Raw genomic sequence first — 14,075 nt, 5'->3', positions numbered from 1 at the left:
GATCACAGATTAACGCTGAACGGCCTGCGATAAATGATACCGATACCATTAACATGAGAAGGAAAAGCCATGACAGACAAGCAAGAGTACGTTCAGCTAACGCTTGATGCCCTGCAGCAGGCCGAGATCCGGCTGACCGACAAAGAGCGCCAGCGTATTGAGATCGCCACCTTTGGCCTGCCGGACTATCCCCTTTCCGGTTTGCAGCTGCTGACCTATGTCAACTCGCCGCGCTATTGCGCCAAGGAGCTGGTGCTGTTTCCTCGCCAGACCTGTCCTGAACATCTGCATCCGCCGTTCGACGGCACGCCGGGCAAACAGGAAACCTTTCGCTGTCGCTGGGGTGAGGTCTATTTATTCGTGGACGACAGCAGCCTGACGCAGAATGACGCCAGCGGCGAGCCGGTGTGTCGGGTGCCTGAAGGCAGCGAAGCCTGGTACAGCTGTACAGGCTATGTGCGGCTGCGGCCGGGCGAGCAGTACACCATTGCGCCGAATACCCGCCACTGGTTTCAGGCGGGCGATCAGGGCGCGGTGGTGTCGGAGTTCTCGTCGGAGAGCCGCGATGAGCTGGATATTTTCACCGATCCGCGCGTCAACCGGCTGGCCTGAGAATCAGCATTAGCGTCCTGACCCAGGATCTGTCATGATTTGTAAATGATACAAAATGATGTGGTGGAATAAAGGAGCCGAAATTGGCAGCAGGTCGGGGACGAAAGGCGACGCTGGCAAGCGTCGCCGCACAGGCGAACGTCAGTAAAATTACCGCTTCCCGGGCGTTTTCGCAGCCTGAGAAAGTGCATCCGGAAACGCTGCAACGCATTCGCGAGACGGCAGAACAGCTCGGCTATGTGGTCAACGCCGCCGCGCGCAACCTGCGGGCGAAGGCCAGTAAAACCATCGGCATCGTCAATCCCGATATGGCTAACCCTTTCTTTGGCGGCCTGACGCGTCTGATGACGCTGGAAGCGCAAAAAATGGGTTACGACACGCTGGTGTTCGACTCTTATGAATCCCAGGAAGCGGAAGATCGCATTATCGATAAGCTGATTGGCTACAACGTCGACGCCATTATTCTCTCGGTGATTTCTAACGACGTTAACTATCACCCCGCCTATATGAAGCGGCTGGAGATCCTGAATATTCCCGTGGTGCTGGTGGACCGCGAGCTGCAGGCTTCGCACTGCAGCGGGGTCTATATCGACAATCTGGACTGCGGCCTCCAGACCGGGCGCTGGCTGCTGGAACAGCAGGCAAAGCGCGTGGTGGTGGTTTCCGGGCCGGAAAACTCCAACGTCGCGCGTGAAAGGGTGACCGGTTTACAGGCGGCGCTGCTGGGCAAGGTGACGTCGTTCGAAATTTTGCACGCCGATTTCTTTATGGATGCCGCCTGGCGGGAAACCAGCCGCTGGCTCAGCAGCCACGAGGCGCCGGATTACTTTGTCGGCTGCAATAATCAGATTTCGCTGGGGATCGTCAAAGCCTGTATCGAACATCAGCTAAAGCTGATGGAGCAGGTTAATCTGTTTAGCATTGATGACGTTTCTCATGCGGAGATCTACGGCTTTCATATTCCCTGCGTTACCCATGATCTGCAGGAAATTGCCTGGCAGGCGCTGAATCTGGCGCTGCGTCGCGTGCAGGACAGCGACAGCAAGCCCGGAAAAGTGATCGTGCGCGGTAAGATTGTGGCCTAGGGCATCCGGCGAGGGAACAGCATGAACAACGATATCAATCAGGAAATTACCTTCCGCAAGCTCTCCGTCTTTATGATGTTTATGACCAAAGGTAATATCGCGCGCACGGCGGAGGCGCTCGATCTGAGCAGCGTCAGCGTGCATCGGGCGCTGCACACGCTGGAAGAGGGCATCAACTGCCCGCTGTTTATCCATAAAGGGCGCAACCTGGTGCCGCTGCCAGCCGCCTGGACGCTGCTGGAATATTGCCGCGACGTCACCGCGCTGATGAATAAAGGCATTGAAGAGGCGCGCCTGGTAGCAGGTGTAGGCTGCGGACGACTGCGCCTCGGCACGCTCTACTCCCTGACGCTGGAAACCATTCCCCGCCTGGTGATGGGTATGAAGCTGCGGCGGCCCGCGCTGGAGCTGGAGCTGACCATGGGTTCTAACCAGATGTTGCTCAACATGCTGGAGGATGACGCGCTCGACGCGATCCTCATCGCCACCGACAGCGAGGTCCCCAGCGGCGCGAATTTCGACGTTATCCCCCTGTTCTACGATCATATTTTTCTCGCCGCGCCGGCGGGGGAAAAGCTCGATATCACGCGCGAAGCGGATCTGCGCGACTACGCCGACCGCGATTTTGTCTCGCTGGCGGAAGGCTTTGCCACCTATGCCGGCTTTCAGGAAGCGTTTCAGGTGGCGGGATTTGAGCCGCGCATCGTTGCGAAGGTCAATGACATTTTCTCGCTGATCAGCCTGGTGCAGGCGGGTATGGGCTTCTCGCTGATCCCCGGCCGCATGAAAAAGGTGTATGAAAACAGCGTGCAGCTGGTGAGGCTCGCCGAGCCCTACCAGATGCGCCAGCGGATTTCGATCGTCTATTCGCACCACCGCGAACGCGACCAGGATCTGCTGGCGCTCGCCGCCGAAGGCCGCATGTTCGCTCGCGGCCTTACTGACTCAGCCGTTTAGCCAGATGGCGCGCCACCTCGACGCTGTTGCGCTCCATGCAGATCGCCTCTCCCTGCCAGCCCGCCTGGTGCGTCAGCCCGGTCAGCACGTTGCCGGGCGGCATCTCGATCGCCAGCCGCGCGTCGCGCTGATTGGCGGCGATCACCGCATCGCTCCACTGCACCGTGCGCGCCATATTAAAGGCGAGATCGTCGGCGATGCGGCGCGGCTCCCAGATTACGCGGCCGGTTGAGCCGCTCAGGTAGGCGCAGGCGGGACGCGCCAGGGTGACGCCTTCAAAAGCGCGCGCCAGCGCCGCGGCCGGCTTGTCCAGCAACGCGCAGTGGGACGGCACGCTCACCGCCAGCCGGGTCGCTTTACTGGCGCCCGCGTCGAGCGCTTTTTGCGCCACCGCCGCCATATCCTCGTCACGTCCGGCGATCACCGTCTGTGTTTCCGCATTGATATTGGCAACATAGGTGTTGCTGCCCGCCATCAGCGTCTCCAGCTTGCCTAACGTCAGCCCGACGATGGCGGTCAGGCCATAGCCGTGAGGATAGGCCTGCTCCATCAGATCGCCGCGCAGGGCAACCAGCCGCAGCGCGTCATCAAAGTCGAGCGCGCCGGCGATGACCGCAGCGGGAAAGGCGCCGATAGAGAGGCCGCTGACGATATCCGGCTTCACGCCCTGCTTAATCAGCTCACGCGCCCAGGCAACGCCGACAATCAGCAGCGAAAGCTGCACGGCGCGGGTGTGGCGCAGCGCCTCGGCGCTGTCGAGTCGATCGGTTTCGTCGCCCAGCACGGCGCGCACGCGACTCAGCAGCGCGTCGCCGTCGGGCAGCTGTTGCAGCATCCCGGCGCGCTGCGTGCCCTGGCCGGGAAAGGTAAAGAGTATTTTCATTGGGGCTCCCTGCTCCAGGGTGAGGCGGTCAGGAGCGGGCCGGTGGCGGTTTTCACCAGCGCGCGGCCGGCGCGCAGCCATTCGCTGAGCGCAAAGGCGCCTGACTCTGTTTCAACCTGGGTGTCGACGCGGCAGGGCAAACGTGTTGTCTGCGTCTGCCACTGCTGTAAGAGGTCGCGCGCCAGCGGCTGCGGCGCGCGGAGGATTACATCGAGATCGCTCTCAGGATGCAGCACCGGGCGGCCGGTCGCCAGCGCGTAGCCGGTGCTGCCGGTCACGCCCCAGCGCCACGGCCAGCGCATATCGGCCAGCGCCAGCGCGGCCTGAACCGGTCGATACGCCGCAAAGGGCGAATCACGCAGCACGTCGCGTTCGGCCAGGCTCTCCGGCGTGGTCACGCGGACAATATCTGCGGCATGCACCCAGCCGGCAGCGCGCTGTTCGCGCCGTTCGCCGCGCACGCCCACCGGGATTAACCCCTCGGCGTGACGATCGCGCCGCACCACCACTGGCAGCTCAGCGTGCCAGTGGTGGCCGACCCACGCCTCGCTCACCAACAGCAGCGCGCTCTCGCTGCGCAGCCAGAGCAGATCGTGAGGACGAGGGATAACGTTCATGTTAAATACCTGAGGTTAACGTAATAAACAGGGGAAGCGACAGCACGCACAGCACCGAGCTGAGCAGCAGCACCGCCTCCGCATCCGGCGACTGCACGCCGAAGCGGTTGCCAAACACCACGCCGAAGAAGCCCGCCGACAGCGCAATCATCAGAATCGAAGTAATGGCCACCGGCCCGGTCAGGCCCAGCGCCAGCACGATGCCCCAGGCGATAAAGGGCTGAATTAACAGTTTAGCCACGGTGCCGACGCCGACCACCGCGTTGAGTTTCAGCTTCCGCGCCGAGAGGATCACGCCGGTCAGGAACAGCGCCGCGGCGGTGGCCGCCAGCCCGAGCGGTTTGATCGCCGCCAGCACCAGCTCCGGCATTTTAACGCCGAAGGCGGAAAGCACCACGCCAAACAGCGGGCCGAGCACAATCGGTTTTTTCACCGAACGCCACATCAGCACCGGCAGCATGGCGAAGGTAGAACCGTGGTCTTCGCCGGCGGCGCGCGCCTTTTCACGCTCGAGGATCAGCAGGCAAAGCGGCGTCAGCAGCACCGAGCCGCAGGCGATGGAGACCGCCACCGACAGCGAGGTGGCGCCGCTTTCGCCCAGCACGCTGCCGAGGATCGGCAGGCCCAGCGCGGCATAGTTCGGCAGCGCCACGGTCAGGGTCAGCACGGCGGCATCCTGAGGCGCCTTTTTAAACACTTTAGTAGCGAGGAAATAGATCGCCGCATAGGTGATCCACATGGCGCCGGTCAGCACCACAATCAGCGGCCACTGGGCGACGATGCCGGGCCAGGAGGTCTGCACCGTGGCGCTGAACAGCGCCGCCGGCAGGGCAAAATCCATCACGAAGATATTGAGCAGCGAAACGTCTTTATTATCGACCATTCCCGCTTTGCCGGCCCAGAAGCCGAGCAGCATAATCACAAAGATGGGAGCAAGGGCATGAACAATTATGTAAATCATAAATCACCTGTTTTTAAGAATGGTTATTCCAGCACACGCGATGTTTATAATTTCTAAAAGCGGCCCTTGCCCCGGGGCGCGACGATGCGCCCCGAGCAGACCGGTTTCGGCAGGTCTTTTTTAATAAGTGTTTTGGTGTTACCAGGCCGCGCGCATCCGCTCGCGAACCAGGGAGGAGCTGCGGCGGTTTTCCGCGCCGAGCCGGGTTTTCAGCGTCGGATCCTGACGCGCGTCGGCGATCGCTTTCTGCAGGGCGATTTCCACCTGCGCCAGATCGGCGTCGGACGGCGCGTCTGGGTTGCTGACGTTCAGCAGATCGGCGAGCAGCCCCAGCGTGGCGAAGTTGCTGACGTCATACGCCATCGGCGGAATAGTCGCCGCCAGCTTTTCCAGCGCGTCGACGGTGCGCAGCGTAATGCGCGCGGCGGACTCTTTGCCCATCGCATGCACCAGCACGCCCCGATCGTTAATGGCAATCAGACGGTTTGCCTGGTAGCCGTGCGCCAGAAACGCACCTGACATCGCTTTGCCAACGATCAGGCCGATTACCGGATGTCCGGCGAGACGCGCTTTCGCATAGGCGCCTGCGGCGCCGGCCAGCGCCTGATGAATGCCGAACGCCTCTTCGCGGCGGCCGTAGGCCTGGCTGGGCACGTCGATCACCGCGATAATCGGGCGCTTCACTTCGCTTTTTTGATCCGCCTCGATGGTTTCATTGACCACCTTCGCCAGCGTCCAGCCCTCCAGCAGGCCGACCTCGCCGCGCGCGGCGCGGGGATAGTGGTTGTGCGCGTCGGGCACCACGGCGATAAAGCGCGCGCGCTCGCCGTTGAGTTCGCCGTCGGCGACCTGTACAGAGGCGCAGAGGCCGCTAACATGCTGCGCGTTGGGTGCCAGTTTTTCCAGCCAGGTCGCACCGCGGCTGATAGTCTCGGTCATTATTTATCCTCCCGCGCAAAAAGCTGTTTAATCTGCGCCGTGTCCGCCTGCTGACGCGTATCGAACTGGGTCAGACGCGGCAGGAAATCGGCATAGTTGTCGCTGCGATGCTGCGCCGGCACCCCTTTGTCGATAAAACTTTTCATCGCGGTTTTCACTGCGCTAATGCCGTCGTCCACCAGCGCGTCGGCCAGCCCGCTGGCGTAGCGGATCTCGCCGCCGGTCATGCTCCAGATAAAGGGACGGTCGCGGGAGTCATACTCTTCAATGCCCGCTTCCTGCTCGATAACCTGCGGACCGTTAAGGCCCAGACGCGCCTCACGCGTGACGATAAGGTAGCTGCAGAGCGCGGCGGCAATAGACATGCCGCCAAAGCAGCCGACGGTGCCGGCGATAATGCCAATCACCGGGGTGTAGCGGCGCAGATCGACGATAGCGGCATGGATATCGGCAATCGCCGCCAGGCCGAGATTCGCCTCCTGCAGGCGCACGCCGCCGGTTTCCAGGCAGAGCACCGCCTGGGTGGCAATGCCGTTGCGGTTATCTTCTGCCGCCAGCTCAAGCGCCGCCGCCATTTTCGCGCCGGAGACTTCCCCCATGCTGCCGCCCTGGAAGGTGCCTTCGATGGCGATCACCACGGCGGACTGCCCGTTAATGGTGCCGCGCGCCACCACCATGCCGTCATCGGACTGCGGCACGATGCCCTGCGGCGCCAGCCAGGGCGACATGATGCCCTCAAAGGGATCGAGCAGTTCGCGGTAGCTGCCTTCATCCACCAGCGCATGCGCGCGTTCACGGGCGCGCAGTTCAATAAAGCTCGGATCGTTACGCATGGCTCACCTCTTCAAAAACCTGTTCGATACGAATGCGCGCCACGCCCGGCGTCGCGCCGAAATCGTGGATCACCAGCTGCCCGGCGGGCAGGCCGCTGATCAGGTTCAGGCGGTCGAACAGCGCCTTCCAGCGGCTGTCGCTGTTGTCGAGCGAAGTGGTGATATCAATCGTGAGCGTTTGCCCTTCGGCTGCGGTGAACAGCACTTCCATATCACCGGAGCCAACTACCCCTGCAAGGGCTCTGCCGCTAAGCGTGCGGTTCGCAGGGAGAGATAATGTAATGTGTTCCATAACGTCCTCTAGAAAAAAGAGTGAGGGTGAGCAAGGCTGACCCTGTCAATGAACAGCGTGGCGGCCAGCAGATCGGCGGCGCCGCCCGGCGAAGCGTTGAGCTTCAGCATGCCGGCATCGAGACGCGCCAGCGCGCGCTGGCCCGCCGCCATCATACAGCCGCCCGCCGCCAGCACGGCGCGCGCGCCCGCCTGCATCGTTTCCAGTCCGGGCAGGCCCGCGCGGGAGAGCACGCAGGTGTCGCTGAGCGAGGTCATGATCGCCATCAGCGCGTCGAGGCGGGCTTCGCTTTCGCTGGCGCCCGCCGCGCGGCTGCGCAGCAGCTGCGGCAGCGCCAGCGCCATGACGTGGGGAAATCCCTGCTGCGCCTCTTCGCGCGCGCCAGGCACCCGGTAGCGATGGCTCGCCTTCAGCCCTTTGCTGAACAGCTTCGGCGCGGCATTGTCGGGCAGGCTGGCCAGCGCTGCCGCCGTGTGGGCAAGCTGTGCGGCGTCGGCGCGACCGCCGTTCATCGCCGCTGCGCTCACCAGCAGGCCCAGCGCCCAGATGGCGCCGCGATGGGTGTTGACCCCGCCGGTGGCCGCCATCATGCGCTGCTCCCCTTCCCGACCCAGCCGCCCGACCGCTTCGCGCAGGGCGACGTCGGCCGGGCGCTGCCAGCACTCGCGCGCCAGCTGCTGAAAGGTCGGCTGCAGGCTGTGGGCTGAGCGCTCCATCAGCGCCAGCGTCAGATCCTGGTGTGCGCCGCTGCCGCGACTGTCGACCAGACCCGGCTTCGGCGTGAGCCGCGCTTCCGCGATCAGGCTGTCGCATGCGACGGCCGCCAGCTGGCTCACCTCCGCCTCGGCTTGCGTCTGTGACAGGAGTTTCATTACCAGCTCCGGAATTTTGCCGGCGGGTTGTAGAGACCGCCTGACCATTCGACCAGATCGGCGACGCTGCCGGCGGCCAGCAAGGAGCGCGTGGCGTCGGAGCGGCGAATGCCCATATCTTCCGGGTAGACCACCTTGCCGCTTTTACGCAGCGCGGCGACGCGCGCGGCGTCAACGCCCAGGCCGATATCGGTGATGCCCGCCACGGCGGCGACCATGGCGCGACGCTCTTCAAGGCTCTCGGCGCGATAGAGGTAGGCGATGCCCTCTTCGGTCAGCACGTGCGTCACGTCGTCGCCGTAGATCATCACCGGCGCCAGCGGCATACCCGAGGCTTTCGCCACCTCGACGGCGTCGAGCTGCTCGACGAAGGTCGGTTTCGCGCCGGCCTGGAAGGTTTCCACCATCTGCACCACCAGCTTTTTGCCGCGCTGCATCGGGTCCGGCTCGGTGATCATATTGAGCCAGGCGGGCGTGGCGTGGCGGCGACCGTGCGGATCGTGTCCCATATTGGGCGCGCCGCCGAAGCCGGAGAGACGGCCGCGCGTCACGGTAGAGGAGTTCGCTAGCCCGTCGACCTGCAAGGTGGCGCCGATAAACATATCGACCGCATACTGACCCGCCAGCTGACAGAAGGCGCGGTTGGAGCGCATCGAACCGTCCGAGCCGGTGAAAAAGATATCGGGACGGGCGCGGATATACTCTTCCATCCCTAGCTCGCCGCCAAAGCAGTGCACGCTCTCAACCCAGCCGCTCTCAATCGCCGGGATCAGCGTCGGATGCGGATTCAGCGTCCAGTGTTTGCAGATTTTACCTTTCAGGCCGAGCTGTTCGCCGTAGGTGGGCAGCAGCAGCTCGATCGCCGCCGTGTTAAAGCCGATACCGTGGTTAAGCGACTGCACCTGATGTTCGGCGTAGATCCCTTTAATCGCCATCATCGCCATCAGGATATGCTCCTGCTTAATCAGGCGAGGATCGCGCGTAAACAGCGGTTCGATAAAGAAGGGCTTGTCGGCCACCACGATATAATCGACCCAGGAGGCGGGAATATCGACGCGCGGCAGGTCGCTTTCATCGTCAACCAGTTCGTTGACCTGCGCAATCACGATACCGTCGCGGAACGCGGCGGCCTCGACCAGCGCGGGGGTATCTTCGGTGCTCGGCCCGGTATAAAGATTGCCTTTGCGATCGGCTTTATAACCGGCAATCAGCGCCACGTTCGGACTGAGATCGACATAGAGCCGGGAATAGAGTTCGATGTAGGTATGGATAGCGCCTATTTCCAGCTGACCATCCTGCAATAATTGTGAAATACGCAAACTCTGCGGACCGGAAAAAGAGAAGTCGAGTTTACGGGCAATGCCTTTTTCAAATATATCGAGATGCTCGCTGCGGCCCACGCTCGGCATAATCATATGCAGGTCGTGAACTTTCGCCGGGTCGACTTCCGCCAGCGTGCGAGAAAGAAAATCAGCCTGTTTCTGGTTATTCCCTTCCAGCACGACGCGGTCGCCTGGCGCAATGAGTTTTTCCAGCGCTTCTACTGCTCTTTCAGTAGGGATCACTTTACCGTCTGCGGGAAAGGATGCTAAACGACGCGCTTTTTCGCTGCGGCGCGTGTTCCATTCCCGAACCGGCGCCTGGCCAGTTTGCATTATAACCTCCTGATTCAGATAACCATTCTTCGTTTATGCTGGATGGAGTCTGCGCTTTCTGATCAAGTGATTCAATTAAGACAAGGTGACGATCGTTAGTCTTAGAGTAATGATTGAGGGTTTCGGCATTGAGATAAACGAACCCGAAAACTGAGTGTAGACCTCATCCTCAGGAGGAAAAGGTCCCGTCAGGATATTTCTTCAGTTTGAAATAATAATTAGCCGTCAATATCGACTTTTTTATCCGCATTAAAAGGCGAACTATCAGGATAATATGCGGATTAGGCAGGTTATTTTTCTTTATCGGCCGGCGTCATAAAGAGCGACGCGGTATTTTGAATAAAAAGTGTAACATCCTTATTTTGCCTCCCCTCTTTCCAGCACAGCGACAAAGAGGTGGTGATATCGGTCGCATCTATATCCAGCGCCACCACATCCTGGCGCAAAAAAAGGCGCTGCGAGGCGGGAACAAAGGTTATTCCCATGCCCATTGCCGTCAGATTAATGGCGGTATTAACGTCGCGCGCTCGCACGCTGCTGCCCGGCGCGATGCCCGCCTCCGCATAGAGGCGTAATACCGTGCCGCCCAGCCCGACGCCGTCGGGATCCTGCTGGACAATCAGGGTTTCATCCGCCAGCTCGCTCAGGCGGATCTGTCGCGCGCCCGCGTGAGGATGATCGTCAGGCAGCACCGCGATAAGCGGCGTCTGCTGGATAGTGCGGCGGGCAATAAAACGGCAGGCTGGCAGCGGGCCGCGCAGAATGCCAATATCCAGTTCGCCGCTTTGCAGCAGGCTGAACTGCTGATCGACGTTGTACTCTGTCGGCTTCAGCTGGATGGTCGGGAACTGGCTTCTGAAGCTGCGCAGCGCCTTCACCAGCAGCGGCTCCTGCACCGCAGTGCCGACATAGCCGAGACGCAGCACGCCCCGACTGCCCGCCGCCACCTCTTTGACGGTGACCTGCAGGTTGTCCAGCCGCCTCACCGTGCGCGCAATCTCCTCCACCAGCTGCTCTCCCTCCGCCGTCAGGCTAACCTGGCGCTTATTGCGTTCAAACAGCCGTATCCCCCAGTTTTGCTCCAGCGACTGAATATGCTGGCTCAGCGCGGGCTGCGTCAGGCTGACCTCCGCCGCCGCGCGAGCGAAATGCAGCGTGCGTGCCAGGGCGAGAAATGAGCGAAGTTTACGGTGATCCATGCTTTTCCTGATAATGGTTCATTATTAATAATCCGATAATAGCAATTAGATCTTTATCAGTCCGCGTTTTATTTTCTTTCCTGTTGTGACGATTTGTCCCCCCTGTCGCCAGGCGGATGCCTGACTGGTTTAAGGAGAAAATATGAGTGACCTGTTATCTCGCCCTGAAGAAGGCGCCAGTTTCGATCTGCGCGCGGCGATCGACCTACTGAAGCAGTACGACGACGAATATATTGAAACCAACGAGCCGGTCGATCCCGCCGCCGAACTTTCAGGCGTCTATCGCTATGTCGGCGCGGGCGGCACCGTAATGCGCCCGACGCGCACCGGACCCGCGATGGTGTTCAACAAGGTAAAAGGGTACGAGGATTTCCGCGTGCTGATCGGCCTGCTCGCCTCGCGGCAGCGCGTCGCCCGCCTGCTGGGCGTCCCGAAAGAGAAGCTGGCGCAGCTGCTGCGCGACTCGGTTCATCACGCCATCGCGCCGGTGGTGATCCCCCGTGAGCGGGCGGCGTGCCAGGAAGTGGTGCATCTGGCCAGCGACGAGGGATTTGATATCCGCACGCTGCTGCCCGCCCCGACCAACACGCCTGAGGATGCCGGCCCCTATTTTACGCTGGGCATGTGCTACGCCGCCGATCCGGAAACGGGTGAACACGATGTCACCATTCATCGCCTCTGCGTGCAGGGTAAAGATGAGATTTCGATGTATTTCGTGCCAGGCCGCCATCTCGATCAGTTCCGCATTAAAGCGGAACAGGCGGGCAAGGCGCTGCCGATCACCATCAGCATTGGCGTCGATCCCGCTATTGAGATCGGCGCCTGCTTCGAGCCGCCGACCACGCCGCTGGGCTTTGACGAACTGGCCATCGCAGGCGGTCTGCGCCGTCGCGCGGTGGAGCTGGTGCAGGGCGTCGCCGTCGATGCGCGCGCTATTGCCCATGCGGAGATTGTGATTGAAGGCGAACTGATGCCGAACTACCGCGTGCAGGAAGATCAGCATACCCACAGCGGCAAGGCGATGCCGGAGTTTCCGGGCTATACCGGCGAGGCGCAGGCCGCCGTGCCGGTGATCAAAGTTAAAGCCGTCACCCACCGCAAAAACCCGATCCTGCAAACCTGCATTGGACCAAGCGACGAGCACACCAATCTCGCCGGCATTCCTACCGAAGCGAGCATTCTCGATATGGTTGAGCGCGCGCTGCCGGGGCTGGTGAAAAATGTGCACTGCCCTTCGCCGGGCACCGGCAAATATATGGCGGTGTTGCAGATTAACAAGCGCGGACCGCAGGATGAGGGACGTCAGCGCCAGGCGGCGTTACTCGCCTTTTCCGCCTTTTCCGAGCTGAAGCATGTGTTCCTGGTGGATGAAGATGTCGACGTGTTCGATTTAAGCGATGTTATCTGGGCGATGACCACGCGCTATCAGGCTGATGTGGACACCATCACCATTCCTGGCGTGCGCTGCCATCCTCTCGATCCGTCGCAGGATCCGGCGTTCAGCCCCTCTATTCGCGCGCACGGCATTACCTGTAAGGCGATTTACGACTGTACCGTGCCCTGGAATTTGAAAGGCAACTTCCAGCGCTCGCAGTTTATGGAGGTGGACGTAAACCGCTTTATTCCCGGCTTTAGTCAGCCTTAAAAACGCCAAAGGCCGCATTACGCGGCCTCTGAAACAGCAGTGAAGCAGGATTATTTAACCAGCTCAGCCGACACGTAAGCACCGTTATCGAAGCGTGCGCCGGTAATTTTGTATGAGGCGCCAGCCTGATGCGCCTGCGCAGCGATTTGCGCTTCTGCCGCGTCCAGCGTTGAGGCGGAAGCGGTGATGCTCTGAGCGAAGCTGCCGAATGAAACCAGTGACAGAGCGGCAACTGCAACGAAATTTTTGATGGTTTTCATGGTCGATTCCTTAATGATTATTCAGGTTGGTGAGGCGTTCTGCCTCGATGTGATAATCATGCGCCTGAAAACCTGCGGGTAAAAGCGGACTAATTTGCTCTGAAGATTCAAAAAAAGTGAATGAGTTTGGCGGGGCGCTCTGCACATAATGAAGAAGGCTTAAAGAAGCTTTATGAACCCCCTGAGCGATCGCAGCAAGGGGGTCTGGAAGGACCTTATTATGAGCGAACGTGTCCCGCGCGCGCCCGCTTTTTGCCAGAAGCAGACGTGGCCTTTGTTGCCGCACGCCGATGAGGAAAATCACCGCTCATATTGTCTGCATCATTCATTGTGACTTTTTAGCTGAAAATGTTGGGTAATTTTCAGGCGTAATAAGCTGATAAGGCACCCAGTTGAACGCCTCAACCTTTTGCTTATCCAGCAGCGCTTTGGTTACCTGAACCGAACCGGTGGCCTGTCCTTTAGCGTCCTGGAAAATATTCAGCGCCATTTTGCCCGTTTTAATAAACTGCTGACCGTCTGGCGTTCCGTCGATGCCGGCAACGAGAATTTTTTCATTCTTCGCCTGGCTCAACGCCATGATGGCACCGATTGCCATTTCATCGTTATTGGCGGCAATGGCGTCAATCGGACGCTGATTCAATAGCCAGCCTGAGACCACATCTACCGCTTCATTGCGCTGCCATTTTGCAGATTGCTTCTCAATCACCTTCATATCTTTATATTTGGCAATCACCCCTTCTACTGCGCGGGTACGCTCACGCGCCTCTTCGTTCGACAACGCGCCCATCAAAATGGCTACGTTGCCTTTGTAGTGCATTTTTTTTGCCAGCGCCTCCATCTGCATTTCGCCGCCCAACGCAGAATCTGAACCGACATAAGCCATATCAGCAGGCAACTTCATTTCCGGCTTGCGGTTAACAAAAACCAGTGGGATACCGGCGTTTTTTGCCGCAGTGATCATCGGCAACACGCCCTGCGTATCCACCGGATTAAGGATGATGGCGTCAACGCCCTGATTGATAAAATCATCCACCTGCTGCACCTGCAGCGCCACATCGCCTTTCGCATCAACAAACTGCCCGTTGAGCTGATTCGCTTTCAGCTCCTGCTGCATCTGGTTGCGCAGGATAGAGACAAAGTTGAGGTCAAAGTTAGCCAGCGCCACGCCAACGGTGAAGGTTTTGGCGCTGACACTCACGCTGAGCAGCAGAGAGCAGAGACAAAGAAGAAGGGTTCTGATGTTCATGATCTGTTCCTGTAGG

Annotated in this window: 15 protein-coding genes; 4 read left to right on the top strand and 11 right to left on the bottom strand. The window is 60.2% G+C overall.

From position 1 onward, the window contains the following. Positions 1–69: 69 nt before the first annotated feature. From B2J69_RS21125 to B2J69_RS21115, 3 genes are all read left to right on the top strand, one after another. Positions 70–612: a D-lyxose/D-mannose family sugar isomerase gene (locus tag B2J69_RS21125; protein WP_081142043.1), complete on the top strand. Its 543-nt coding sequence runs from the start codon at positions 70–72 to the stop codon at positions 610–612. Between the two features lie 83 nt (positions 613–695). After that, the gene (locus B2J69_RS21120; RefSeq protein WP_081142041.1) at positions 696–1,697 is read left to right on the top strand and encodes a LacI family DNA-binding transcriptional regulator; all 1,002 of its coding nucleotides are present in this window, start codon (positions 696–698) and stop codon (positions 1,695–1,697) included. Between the two features lie 21 nt (positions 1,698–1,718). Beyond that, entirely contained in the window at positions 1,719–2,654 is a 936-nt protein-coding gene (locus tag B2J69_RS21115; protein ID WP_081142039.1) for a LysR family transcriptional regulator, read from the top strand. Here B2J69_RS21115 and mdcH read toward each other — a convergent pair. The 9 genes from mdcH to B2J69_RS21070 form a co-directional block, all read right to left on the bottom strand. Next, positions 2,635–3,537: a malonate decarboxylase subunit epsilon gene (mdcH, locus tag B2J69_RS21110; protein WP_081142037.1), complete on the bottom strand. Its 903-nt coding sequence runs from the start codon at positions 3,535–3,537 to the stop codon at positions 2,635–2,637. The genes B2J69_RS21115 and mdcH overlap by 20 nt on opposite strands. Beyond that, the gene (locus B2J69_RS21105; RefSeq protein ID WP_081142035.1) at positions 3,534–4,154 is read right to left on the bottom strand and encodes a malonate decarboxylase holo-ACP synthase; all 621 of its coding nucleotides are present in this window, start codon (positions 4,152–4,154) and stop codon (positions 3,534–3,536) included. The genes mdcH and B2J69_RS21105 overlap by 4 nt, the downstream gene beginning before the upstream one ends. Before the next feature lies 1 nt (position 4,155). After that, positions 4,156–5,115, bottom strand: a complete 960-nt coding sequence (locus tag B2J69_RS21100) for an AEC family transporter (protein ID WP_081142033.1) — start codon at positions 5,113–5,115, stop codon at positions 4,156–4,158. Positions 5,116–5,253: 138 nt separating this feature from the next. Next, complete coding sequence (mdcE, locus tag B2J69_RS21095; protein ID WP_081142031.1) at positions 5,254–6,054, bottom strand: biotin-independent malonate decarboxylase subunit gamma; 801 nt, start codon at positions 6,052–6,054, stop codon at positions 5,254–5,256. After that, the gene (locus tag B2J69_RS21090) at positions 6,054–6,887 is read right to left on the bottom strand and encodes a biotin-independent malonate decarboxylase subunit beta (RefSeq protein WP_081142029.1); all 834 of its coding nucleotides are present in this window, start codon (positions 6,885–6,887) and stop codon (positions 6,054–6,056) included. Before B2J69_RS21090 ends, mdcE begins: the two co-directional genes overlap by 1 nt. After that, positions 6,880–7,179, bottom strand: coding sequence for a malonate decarboxylase acyl carrier protein (mdcC, locus tag B2J69_RS21085; protein ID WP_081142027.1), 300 nt, complete (start codon positions 7,177–7,179; stop codon positions 6,880–6,882). Before mdcC ends, B2J69_RS21090 begins: the two co-directional genes overlap by 8 nt. A gap of 8 nt (positions 7,180–7,187) precedes the next feature. Next, positions 7,188–8,051 carry a triphosphoribosyl-dephospho-CoA synthase gene (locus tag B2J69_RS21080; protein ID WP_081142025.1) on the bottom strand — a complete coding sequence of 288 codons (864 nt, stop codon included), beginning with the start codon at positions 8,049–8,051 and terminating at the stop codon, positions 7,188–7,190. Then, positions 8,051–9,706 (bottom strand): malonate decarboxylase subunit alpha, encoded by a 1,656-nt coding sequence (gene mdcA, locus B2J69_RS21075; protein ID WP_081142023.1) that lies wholly within the window; start codon positions 9,704–9,706, stop codon positions 8,051–8,053. The genes B2J69_RS21080 and mdcA overlap by 1 nt, the downstream gene beginning before the upstream one ends. Positions 9,707–9,996: 290 nt before the next feature. Beyond that, positions 9,997–10,905, bottom strand: coding sequence for a LysR family transcriptional regulator (locus tag B2J69_RS21070; RefSeq protein WP_081142021.1), 909 nt, complete (start codon positions 10,903–10,905; stop codon positions 9,997–9,999). A 142-nt stretch (positions 10,906–11,047) separates the two neighbouring features. Here B2J69_RS21070 and B2J69_RS21065 point away from each other — a divergent pair, with 142 nt between their 5' ends. Continuing rightward, positions 11,048–12,550, top strand: coding sequence for a UbiD family decarboxylase (locus tag B2J69_RS21065; RefSeq protein WP_081142019.1), 1,503 nt, complete (start codon positions 11,048–11,050; stop codon positions 12,548–12,550). A gap of 50 nt (positions 12,551–12,600) precedes the next feature. Here the strand turns inward: B2J69_RS21065 and B2J69_RS21060 are convergent, their stop codons facing one another. Together B2J69_RS21060 and B2J69_RS21055 are read right to left on the bottom strand one after the other, a co-directional pair. Next, positions 12,601–12,810 (bottom strand): YdgH/BhsA/McbA-like domain containing protein, encoded by a 210-nt coding sequence (locus B2J69_RS21060; RefSeq protein WP_081142017.1) that lies wholly within the window; start codon positions 12,808–12,810, stop codon positions 12,601–12,603. A gap of 325 nt (positions 12,811–13,135) precedes the next feature. Continuing rightward, positions 13,136–14,059 carry a substrate-binding domain-containing protein gene (locus tag B2J69_RS21055; protein WP_081142015.1) on the bottom strand — a complete coding sequence of 308 codons (924 nt, stop codon included), beginning with the start codon at positions 14,057–14,059 and terminating at the stop codon, positions 13,136–13,138. Positions 14,060–14,075: the final 16 nt, after the last annotated feature.

Origin of the sequence: Pantoea latae, from assembly GCF_002077695.1 — a bacterium.
In the GTDB taxonomy this organism is placed as follows: domain Bacteria; phylum Pseudomonadota; class Gammaproteobacteria; order Enterobacterales; family Enterobacteriaceae; genus Pantoea; species Pantoea latae.
This window is presented reverse-complemented; position numbering and strand designations above follow the sequence as displayed.

What these genes read in the sequence shown, in the direction of transcription:
- B2J69_RS21125 (WP_081142043.1), top strand. Translation starts at nt 70, where the DNA reads ATGACAGACAAGCAAGAGTACGTTCAGCTAACGCTTGATGCCCTGCAG.
- B2J69_RS21060 (WP_081142017.1), bottom strand. Translation starts at nt 12,810, where the DNA reads ATGAAAACCATCAAAAATTTCGTTGCAGTTGCCGCTCTGTCACTGGTT.
- mdcA (WP_081142023.1), bottom strand. Translation starts at nt 9,706, where the DNA reads ATGCAAACTGGCCAGGCGCCGGTTCGGGAATGGAACACGCGCCGCAGC.
- B2J69_RS21070 (WP_081142021.1), bottom strand. Translation starts at nt 10,905, where the DNA reads ATGGATCACCGTAAACTTCGCTCATTTCTCGCCCTGGCACGCACGCTG.
- B2J69_RS21090 (WP_081142029.1), bottom strand. Translation starts at nt 6,887, where the DNA reads ATGCGTAACGATCCGAGCTTTATTGAACTGCGCGCCCGTGAACGCGCG.
- mdcE (WP_081142031.1), bottom strand. Translation starts at nt 6,054, where the DNA reads ATGACCGAGACTATCAGCCGCGGTGCGACCTGGCTGGAAAAACTGGCA.
- B2J69_RS21100 (WP_081142033.1), bottom strand. Translation starts at nt 5,115, where the DNA reads ATGATTTACATAATTGTTCATGCCCTTGCTCCCATCTTTGTGATTATG.
- B2J69_RS21105 (WP_081142035.1), bottom strand. Translation starts at nt 4,154, where the DNA reads ATGAACGTTATCCCTCGTCCTCACGATCTGCTCTGGCTGCGCAGCGAG.
- mdcH (WP_081142037.1), bottom strand. Translation starts at nt 3,537, where the DNA reads ATGAAAATACTCTTTACCTTTCCCGGCCAGGGCACGCAGCGCGCCGGG.
- B2J69_RS21115 (WP_081142039.1), top strand. Translation starts at nt 1,719, where the DNA reads ATGAACAACGATATCAATCAGGAAATTACCTTCCGCAAGCTCTCCGTC.
- B2J69_RS21080 (WP_081142025.1), bottom strand. Translation starts at nt 8,051, where the DNA reads ATGAAACTCCTGTCACAGACGCAAGCCGAGGCGGAGGTGAGCCAGCTG.
- mdcC (WP_081142027.1), bottom strand. Translation starts at nt 7,179, where the DNA reads ATGGAACACATTACATTATCTCTCCCTGCGAACCGCACGCTTAGCGGC.
- B2J69_RS21055 (WP_081142015.1), bottom strand. Translation starts at nt 14,059, where the DNA reads ATGAACATCAGAACCCTTCTTCTTTGTCTCTGCTCTCTGCTGCTCAGC.
- B2J69_RS21065 (WP_081142019.1), top strand. Translation starts at nt 11,048, where the DNA reads ATGAGTGACCTGTTATCTCGCCCTGAAGAAGGCGCCAGTTTCGATCTG.